8 protein-coding genes and 1 pseudogene are annotated in these 8385 nt (G+C 69.7%); 4 read left to right on the forward strand and 5 right to left on the reverse strand.

Features of this window, described 5'->3' with window-relative positions; genetic code table 11:
- The 5 genes from V4F39_RS01145 to V4F39_RS01165 form a co-directional block, all read right to left on the reverse strand.
- A partial coding sequence (locus V4F39_RS01145; RefSeq protein ID WP_332287395.1) for an NAD(P)-dependent oxidoreductase occupies nt 1–385 on the reverse strand: 385 nt, incomplete at its 3' end.
- Nucleotides 386–433: 48 nt separating this feature from the next.
- Nucleotides 434–1222 (reverse strand): HpcH/HpaI aldolase family protein, encoded by a 789-nt coding sequence (locus V4F39_RS01150; RefSeq protein ID WP_332287396.1) that lies wholly within the window; start codon nt 1220–1222, stop codon nt 434–436.
- 30 nt (nt 1223–1252) lie between these two features.
- Nucleotides 1253–2227 carry a Bug family tripartite tricarboxylate transporter substrate binding protein gene (locus V4F39_RS01155; RefSeq protein WP_378235204.1) on the reverse strand — a complete coding sequence of 325 codons (975 nt, stop codon included), beginning with the start codon at nt 2225–2227 and terminating at the stop codon, nt 1253–1255.
- Nucleotides 2228–2321: 94 nt separating this feature from the next.
- On the reverse strand, nt 2322–3044 hold the full coding sequence (locus V4F39_RS01160) for a FadR/GntR family transcriptional regulator (RefSeq protein ID WP_332287397.1): 723 nt from the start codon (nt 3042–3044) through the stop codon (nt 2322–2324).
- Nucleotides 3045–3180: 136 nt separating this feature from the next.
- On the reverse strand, nt 3181–4953 hold the full coding sequence (locus tag V4F39_RS01165) for a pectate lyase (RefSeq protein ID WP_332287398.1): 1773 nt from the start codon (nt 4951–4953) through the stop codon (nt 3181–3183).
- 403 nt (nt 4954–5356) lie between these two features.
- Here V4F39_RS01165 and V4F39_RS01170 point away from each other — a divergent pair, with 403 nt between their 5' ends.
- The 4 genes and pseudogenes from V4F39_RS01170 to V4F39_RS01185 form a co-directional block, all read left to right on the forward strand.
- Nucleotides 5357–6190 carry an NAD-dependent epimerase/dehydratase family protein gene (locus V4F39_RS01170; RefSeq protein WP_332287399.1) on the forward strand — a complete coding sequence of 278 codons (834 nt, stop codon included), beginning with the start codon at nt 5357–5359 and terminating at the stop codon, nt 6188–6190.
- A gap of 47 nt (nt 6191–6237) precedes the next feature.
- Nucleotides 6238–7122, forward strand: a complete 885-nt coding sequence (locus tag V4F39_RS01175; protein WP_332287400.1) for an SMP-30/gluconolactonase/LRE family protein — start codon at nt 6238–6240, stop codon at nt 7120–7122.
- 30 nt (nt 7123–7152) lie between these two features.
- A complete protein-coding gene (locus V4F39_RS01180) occupies nt 7153–8115 on the forward strand; it encodes a TRAP transporter substrate-binding protein (RefSeq protein ID WP_332287401.1) in 963 nt (320 codons plus the stop codon).
- A 55-nt stretch (nt 8116–8170) separates the two neighbouring features.
- A pseudogene (locus V4F39_RS01185) lies at nt 8171–8385 on the forward strand (hypothetical protein); the annotation flags it as partial.

Consider the following 8385-nt stretch of genomic DNA (forward strand, 5'->3'; position numbering starts at 1 on the left):
CCGCCTTGGCGCCCACTTCCCCGCCCGACACCGGCGCGTCCAGGTAGTCGCAGCCCAGCTCGTTGATCTGCCTGGCAAACGCCTTCGTCTCCATCGGCGAGATGCTGCTCATGTCGACGACGGTCTTGCCCCGGCTCAACCCGGAGGCCACCCCGTTCTCCCCGAACAGCACCTTCTGCACGTCCGGCGTGTCCGGCACCATCAGGAACACGATGTCGGCCTTCTGGGCCACTTCCTTCGCGTTGGCGCAGGCCACCGCGCCGGCTTCGGCCAGCACCGCGGGCACCTCGCTGCGGGTGTGCACGTACAGCTCATGCCCCGCTGCGCGCAGGTGGCCCGCCATCGGGGTGCCCATGATGCCGAGGCCGATGAATCCGAGTTTCATGTCGAAGGTCCTTTCAGTTCAGTGCCTGCCCGTCCGGGCAAGCGTCGTTCAATAGCCGGAGGGCGCCTCGGGCGCCTGGGTGGCGCGCATCCTGGCCAGCAGCTCCTGCGCGCCGGCGGCCATCAGCCGCGCGTCGGAGCTGACGGTGACGAAGTCGAAGCCCTTGGCGATGCGCGCACGCGCCACGTCGGGCCGCCCGTTGTGGATGCCCGCGCGCAGGCCGTGGGCCTTGGCACGTTCGAGGATGTGGTCGATGGCCTGCGCGGCCAGCGGGTCCACGTCGTCGAAAGTGGGCTTGCAGCCGAGCGCGAGCGACAGGTCGGACGGGCCGATGTAGATCGCGTCGAGCCCTTCCACCGACAGGATGTCGTCGAGGTTGTCGAGCGCCTGACGCGTCTCGATCATCGCGAAGGTCACGATGGTGTCGTTGGCGTGCTCCGCGTAGTCGGCGCCGCCGTAGAGCAGCGCGCGCACCGGGCCGAAGCTGCGCGTGCCGCGCGGCGCGTAGTGTGTCCACGCCACGAGCTTCTGCGCATCCTCGCGCGTGTTCACCATGGGGCAGATGACGCCGTACGCGCCCGCGTCCAGCGTCTTCATCAGGATGCCGGGCTCCAGCCACGGCACGCGCACCACGGGCACCGTCGGCGTGGTCGAGATCGCCTGCAGCATCGTCACCATCGCCTGGTAATCGACGACGCCGTGCTGCAGGTCGACGGTGAGCGAGTCCCAGCCCTGGTGGGCCATGGTCTCGGCGGAAAAACTGTTGGGGATCGCCAGCCAGCCGTTGACCACGGCCTGCCCCGATGCCCACAGGCTGCGCAACCGGTTCTCTCTCATCGCCTTGCTCCTTTACAGCCGATGCGGTGGTCAGTCGAGCTTGATCTTGCCCTGTGCGACCACGGATGCCCAGTTCTTGCGCTCGCGCTCGAAGAAGGTGGTGAATTCGGTCGGCGTCATGGTGTAGACCTCGGCGCCCTGCGCCGACAGGCGCGAGCGCACCTCGGGCGAACGGATGATGCGCGTGAGCTCGGCCGACAGGCGCGACACCACCGCGGGCGGCGTGCCGGCGGGCACCAGCACGCCCTGCCAGGTGCCGGATTCGAAGCCGGTGACGCCCTGTTCGGCGATGGTGGGCACGTTGGGCAGCAGCGGCACGCGGCTGGACTTGGACACGCCCAGCACCTTCAGCTTGCCGCTCTGCACGAAGGGCAGCGTGGCGAGCATGCCGTTCATCACCACATGGGTCTGGCCGGCGATGGTGTCGGTGACGGCCTGCGAGCCGCCCTTGTACGGGATGTACTCCCACTTGGCCCCGGTGGCCTTCTCGACCGCCACGCCGGCGAGGTGCGGCGCGCTGCCCACGGCGGTGATCGCGAAGTCCATCCTGGAGGCCTTGGACAGCGCGACCAGCTCCTTCAGGTTCTCCGCCTTGACCGACGGGTGCACCGCCAGCAGGTGCGGCGAATAGGCCAGCATGGTCACGCCCTTCAAGTCCTTCGACGGATCGAACGGCAGCTTGGTGTAGACCGACGGCGTGATCGACAGCGCGCCCACGTCGCACAGCAGCAGCGTGTAGCCGTCGCCCGGCGCCTTCGCGACCATGTCGCTGCCGGTGTTGCCGTTGGCGCCGGGCTTGTTCTCGACGATCACCGTCTGGCCGAGCGCCTCCTGCAGCGGCTGGCTGATCGCGCGCGCGATGATGTCCGAGGAGCCGCCGGGCGTGTAGGGCACCACGATCCGGATCGGCTTGCTGGGCCAGGCCTGCGCCGCGGCGAAGCCGCTCGCGGCCAGCAGCGCGGCGCCGGCCAGGGCGTGGAAGGCACGGCGGGAAGGGGTCTTGATCACTGATGTCTCCTGCGGTGGCGCGTGGGCCACCTGTTAGCGTTAAAAAGAAAAACCGTGGCGGCGTTCGGGCGGGTGCCGGCGCAGGGCGCGGTCAGCCCCGCTGTTCGGCCAGGGCCGTCGCGCGGCGGCGGCGTTCGCGGCTGTTGGCGAGGTGCGTGCGCATCGCGGCGCGCGCGCCCTCCGGGTCCTGGTTGGCGATGGCGTCGTAGATGCTCTCGTGCTCGCCGTTGACGCGCCGCAGGTACCCGCGCCGCTCGTCGTCGATCACGTCGCCGCCGTTGAGCCGGGCGCGCGGAATGATCATCGCGCCCAGGTAGTTCATCAGCCCGACGAAGTGCGTGTTCTGCGTGGCGCGCGCGATCTCGACGTGGAACTGGAAGTCTGGCGACACCGTGTCGCCGTCGGTCTCCAGCGCCTCGGCGAAGGCGGCCAGCGCGGCGCGCATCGCGGCGAGGTTGTCGGGCGTGCGCCGCTGCGCCGCGAGCCCCGAGGCCTCCGTCTCCATCCCGATGCGCAGTTCCAGCAGCGCGATGACGTCGCGCAGGGTGCCGAGTTGCTCGCGGTCGATGCGGAAGGGCTCGGCCGCATCGCCCAGGCCGCGCACGAAGGTGCCGATGCCGTGCCGCGTCTCCACCAGGCCCGAGGCCTGCAGCTTCGAGATGGCCTCGCGCACCACCGTGCGGCTGACGCCGAACTCCCCCATGATGGCCGCCTCGGTGGGCAGCTTGTCGCCGACCTTGAGGTGGCCCTCGCGGATGCGGTCGCCCAGCGACTCGACGAGTTCGAGCGCCAGCGTGCGGGGGCGGCGGCGCATCGGCGGGGGCTCGGTGGCGGGACTCACGGGGGACTGCAATGGCTTCACGTCAGCTCTGGCGGCGTTGTATGACGACCGACAACATGGATTCGGCCCAATGTAGCAAAAGTCCCGGGGGCCGTCACTGCGGCATCGCCTACTTCACGGGCGCCACGTAGGCGATGAGCTTGCCGAGCTTGCCGACGAAGTCGCTGGTCGAGATGCCCAGCGGCCGGTCCTTCTTCGTGTAGGGCGCGACCAGCGGCGGATCCTGCGGGTCGTACGGCGAGGTGTCGTAGGGGTCGCCCACGTGCTTGCTGCGGTAGGCATCGCCCGCGTACTCTGCGCTCGGGCCGTTGCCGCGGTAGGCATTGGTGACCTGCGACAGCGGCGTGAGCCAGTGGTCCTTGGTGCCCAGGTCGTCGATCAGGGCCTGGGCATCGGCCTCGCTCACCGCGGGGCTGGTCATCACTGCGCCGGCCATCAGGTCGGCGAAGTCGACCTCACGCAGCGAGAAGTACTTCGGCAGCTCGCCGGCCTGCGTGACCTTCAGCGGCGAGCGCGCGGCCATCTCGGCCACGGCGGCGTCGCTCATGCCGGCCAGCTCGTCGTAGGTCTTCTGCAGCGCGGCGATGTTGACGTTGCGGCCGGCCGAGTAGTGGCTGGGCGTGTTGCGGTGGTCGCCGTCGACGTAGTAGGCGCCGTTCCAGATGTTCGAGCCGTAGCGGTGCACGAAGCGGGCCTGGTTGGTGCCCAGCGCGACGAAGGTCGGGTGCGTGCGCCCACCGCCGAGCAGCGGGTTCTCGGCGATCTGCTGCGCGGTGAGCTTGCAGGTCTCCAGCCACGCCAGCGCCTCGGGCACGCGCGCCAGGTAGTTGCGGTCGCCGGTGATGCGGAAGTAGTTGAAGAGCTGCTGCACGTTGGTCTGCGTGGTGTGCGTGGCCAGCGCGCGCGGCTCGTAGCTGCGGGCGCCCGCCGGCGCGCCGGCCGGGCGCCCGCCCTGGTCGGCGGCCAGGTGCTGCAGGCCCCAGCCCGCCTGCGGCGCGGGCTGCTGCAGCCGGCGCAGGCACTCCATCGCGCGGTGGATGGGGGCGACGAGGTCGGTGCGGCCCAAGCCCTTCACGCACAGCAGCAGGAACTTGATGTTCTCGCCCGCCACGTCGTCGTTGAAGGTCACCTGCTTCGTGTAGTCGCCGTCCTCCATGCCCTGGAAGGCGCCGGCAGGCAGCAGCTGCGGGTTGGGGCGCGGCATCGAGGTGATGGCATTGGCCGCCGCCGGGAAGCGCTGCGGCCAGCCGCCGTCGGCCACGCCGCCGCTGAACTGCGCGGCCAGCACGAAGCCGATGGCCTTGTCGACCGCGGCCTTGAAGCGTGCGTCCTTCTTCTCGAGGTACATGCGCAGCATGAACTGCGACGACACGGCAGTGCCGGCGTCGTCGAAGGTGGCGTTGCCGTAGTAGTGCTGGAACTCCTCGAGCCGCCAGCCGTTGATGCCGATGGTTTCGTACCAGTGCTTCAGCGACTCCTCGCCCGCGAAGTCGTGGATGTAGTTCCAGCCGCCCGCCGGATGCTGCGCCTCGACGAGCGCCAGCGCGGTGCGCTCGGCCGCGGCGTAGAAGGCCTCGTCGCCGGTGGCGTGGTACGCGTCGAGCATCGCGTGGCCGCAGGTGGGCGTGCCGGGCGGCTGGATCCAGCACATCGTGCGCTTGGCCTCCATCTCACCCCAGGTGACCGACAGGTCCGGCAGGTACTGCCACACGTAGCCGCCCCGGTAGGAAACCTGCTGGTCCATGAACACCGCGGCGCGCTTCATCGCGTTGCGGGCCTGGGCGGCGGTGCTGCCGCCGTTGTCGTCGCCGTCGCTGCCGCCGCAGGCGGCCAGGGCCAGGGGCCCGAGGGAAGACAGGACGAAGGTTCTGCGCTTGAGCATGTGTCTTTCTCCTGGAAAGAAAGCCCGTCGCGGTCGTGCGCCGCGCTGCCGGGCGGGATCCCGCAGCCGTGGAGGCCGGGGTGCACGCGGTGGCGTGTCGTAAGTCATCGTACAAGTGCAGCGCCGCACCGCCACCAAGACAAATCCGCTGGGCAAGCAGGGGGCGCCGTGCCATCGCGCCCGCCCGCGCACGGCCCGCGCGCGCGTCAACTATTGGTGTGCGACGCATCGCCAGCCGCCGCAGGCCCCATACCCGCTGCGTTTGCCGGCCTGCAGGCGGCGGCCGAACTGCTGCCACGGCCTGCCAGGGCGTCTTCGCCGGGAAAACCCTCGGGGCCCACAGCTTGACAGGCCCCGGCCGCTCATCGACCATTGAGCCGTTGTATGACAACTGACAACTGCGATGACGTCTACCGCCCCGGTCGCCACCACTTCCCTGCGCTTCTCCCGCCTGCTGCTCACCGGCGCGGCCGGCGGCCTGGGCCGTGAGCTGCGACGCCGGCTCAAGCCCTACTGCGACACCCTGCGCCTGTCCGACATCGCCGACCTCGGCGCAGCCGGCCCCGGCGAGGAACTGGCGCCCGCACGCATGGAAGACGCCGACGCAGTGCTCGAAATGATGCGCGGCGTGGACGCCGTGGTGCACCTGGGGGGCGTGTCGACCGAGCAGCCCTGGGAGCCCATCCTGCAGGCCAACATCGTCGGCGTCTACAACCTCTATGAAGCCGCCCGCAAGCTGGGCACGCGCCGCATCGTCTTCGCCAGCTCGAACCACGTGACCGGCTTCTACCGCCAGGACGAGATCGTCGACGCGCGCATGCCGATGAAGCCCGATGGCCTGTACGGCCTGTCGAAGGCCTTCGGCGAGAACATCGCGACGCTGTACTGGGAGCGCTACGGCATCGAGACCGTCAGCCTGCGCATCGGCTCCAGCATGCCCGAGGCCACCACCCGCCGCATGCTGGCCACGTGGATGAGCTACGACGACCTGGAGCGCCTGGTGATGGCCAGCCTGACCGCGCCGGTGGTGCGCCACAGCGTGGTGTTCGGCGTCTCCGACAACCACACCCGCTGGTACGACAACCGCTACGGCGACCACGTCGGCTACCGCCCGCAGGACAACTCCGAGCGCTTCCGTCCCGCCGTCGAGGCCAAGGAGCCGGTGCTTGACCGCAACGATCCCGCCACCGTCTACCAGGGCGGCTGGTTCGTGCGCACGGGCCCGTTCGACAACTGACCGATCCCCACCCCGCCGCCGCGCGGGCCGCACGAGGAGACACGTTCTTGACGCCGATATCCGACATCCGCGACCAGGTGGGCGAAAGCCCGGTGTGGTCCGTCGCCGAGCAGGCCCTGTGGTGGGTCGACATCGACGGCTGCGCGCTGCGCCGCTTCGACCCGGCCAGCGGCGAGGTCCGCAGCTGGCCCACCGCGCAGCGCACCGGCTGCATCGCGCTGCATGGCCAGGGCGGGCTGCTGGCGGCGATGGAGACGGGCCTCTTCCACGTGCAGCCGCAAGCCGACGGCACGCTGGCCTCGCAGCCGCTGGCCACCGTGCCCCACGCCCGCGACGGCATGCGCTTCAACGACGGCCGTACCGACCGCGCCGGCCGCTTCTGGGCCGGCACGATGGTGCGCGACATGTCGCTCGCTTCCGACGCCGGCGCGCTCTACCGCTACGACCGGCGCGGGCTGGTCAAGGTGCTCGACGGCTTCATCACGCCCAACGGCCTGGGGTTCAGCCCCGACAACCGGACGATGTACGTGTCCGACTCGCACCCCAGCGTGCAGAAGGTCTGGGCCTTCGACCTGAGCGAGGACGGCACGCCGTCGAACCGCCGCGAGTTCATCGACATGAACGCGTATCCCGGCCGGCCTGACGGCGCGGCCGTCGACGCCGAGGGCGCCTACTGGATCTGCGCGAACGACGCCGGGCTCGTGCACCGGTTCCTGCCCGACGGCCGGCTCGACCGCTCGATCGAGGTGCCCGCGGCCAAGCCGGCGATGTGCGCTTTCGGCGGCCCCGACCTGCAGACGCTGTTCGTCACCTCGATCCGCCCCGGCACCGCGCCGGCCGGCATCAGCGCGGAAGCCTATGCGCTGGCCGGCGCCCTGTTCACCCAACGCACGGGCACCCGCGGGCTGCCCGAGGCAACCTTCCAGGCCTGAAGGGCCGCTTCCCCCGGAGACACCACCACCATGCGTACCCCCCTGCTCCTGGCCGCGCTGATCAGCGCCGCGTTCGCCGCCCAAGCCGTCGAGTTCCGTTCGGCCGACGTGCACAACAGCGACGACTACCCGACCGTCGCCGCCGTCAAGCACATGAGCGAGCTGCTCGATAAGCGCAGCAACGGCAAGTACAAGATCAAGGTCTTCAACAAGAGCGCGCTGGGCACCGAAAAGGAGACGATCGACCAGGTGAAGATCGGCGCGCTGGAGATGAACCGCGTCAACATCAGCTCGCTGAACTCGATGTGCCCGAAGACGCTGGTGCCCACCATGCCCTTCCTTTTCGATTCCATCGCCCACATGCGCAAGTCGCTGGACGGCCCGATCGGCGAGGAGATCCTGAAAGGCTGCGAATCGGAAGGCCTGGTCGGCCTGGCCTTCTACGACAGCGGCGCCCGCTCGATCTACGCGAAGAAGCCTGTCAAGACCGTGGCCGACGCCAAGGGCCTGAAGATCCGCGTGCAGCAATCCGACCTGTGGGTCGCGCTGGTCGGCGCCATGGGCGCCAACGCCACGCCGATGCCCACCGGCGAGGTCTACACCGCGCTCAAGACCGGCCTGATCGACGCCGCCGAGAACAACATCCCCTCGTACGACGGCTTCAAGCACTACGAGGCGGTCAAGGTGTACTCGCGCACCGAGCACTCGATGGCGCCGGAAGTGCTGGTGATCTCCAAGGTCATCTTCGACAAGATGCCCAAGGCCGACCAGGACATGTTCCGCGCTGCGGCCAAGGAATCGGTCGCGTTCCAGCGCAAGAAGTGGGACGAGCAGGAAGCCAAGTCGCTCGAGGTCGTCACCAAGGGCGGCGCGCAGATCGTCTCCGACGTCGACAAGGCGTCGTTCCGCGCCGTGATGGGCCCGGTGTACGCCAAGTTCATCTCGACGCCCGACCTGCAGCGCCTGGTGAAGGCCGTGCAGGACAACAAGTGATGGCGCCCGGCGGCCGCGCATGCCCGTGCGGCCGCCGGCCCTTCCGGAGAACTCCATGAATACCGCCTTGCCGTCGGCCGCCAGCGCGGCTGCCAGCGCCGCCGTGAGCCCGGTTGCCCCGGCGACCGACCCCCACACGCAGCGCCCGCCGTCCACCCACGCCTACTCGCGCTTGTGCGCGGCGCTGTCCAAGGCCAGCCTGGTGCTGGCGGTGGTGATGCTCGTGGCCATCATCCTGTGCGTGCAGTACCAGGTCGTCGGGCGCTATGT

The sequence above is a fragment of the Aquincola agrisoli genome (genome assembly GCF_036621135.1).
GTDB lineage: Bacteria > Pseudomonadota > Gammaproteobacteria > Burkholderiales > Burkholderiaceae_C > Aquincola > Aquincola agrisoli.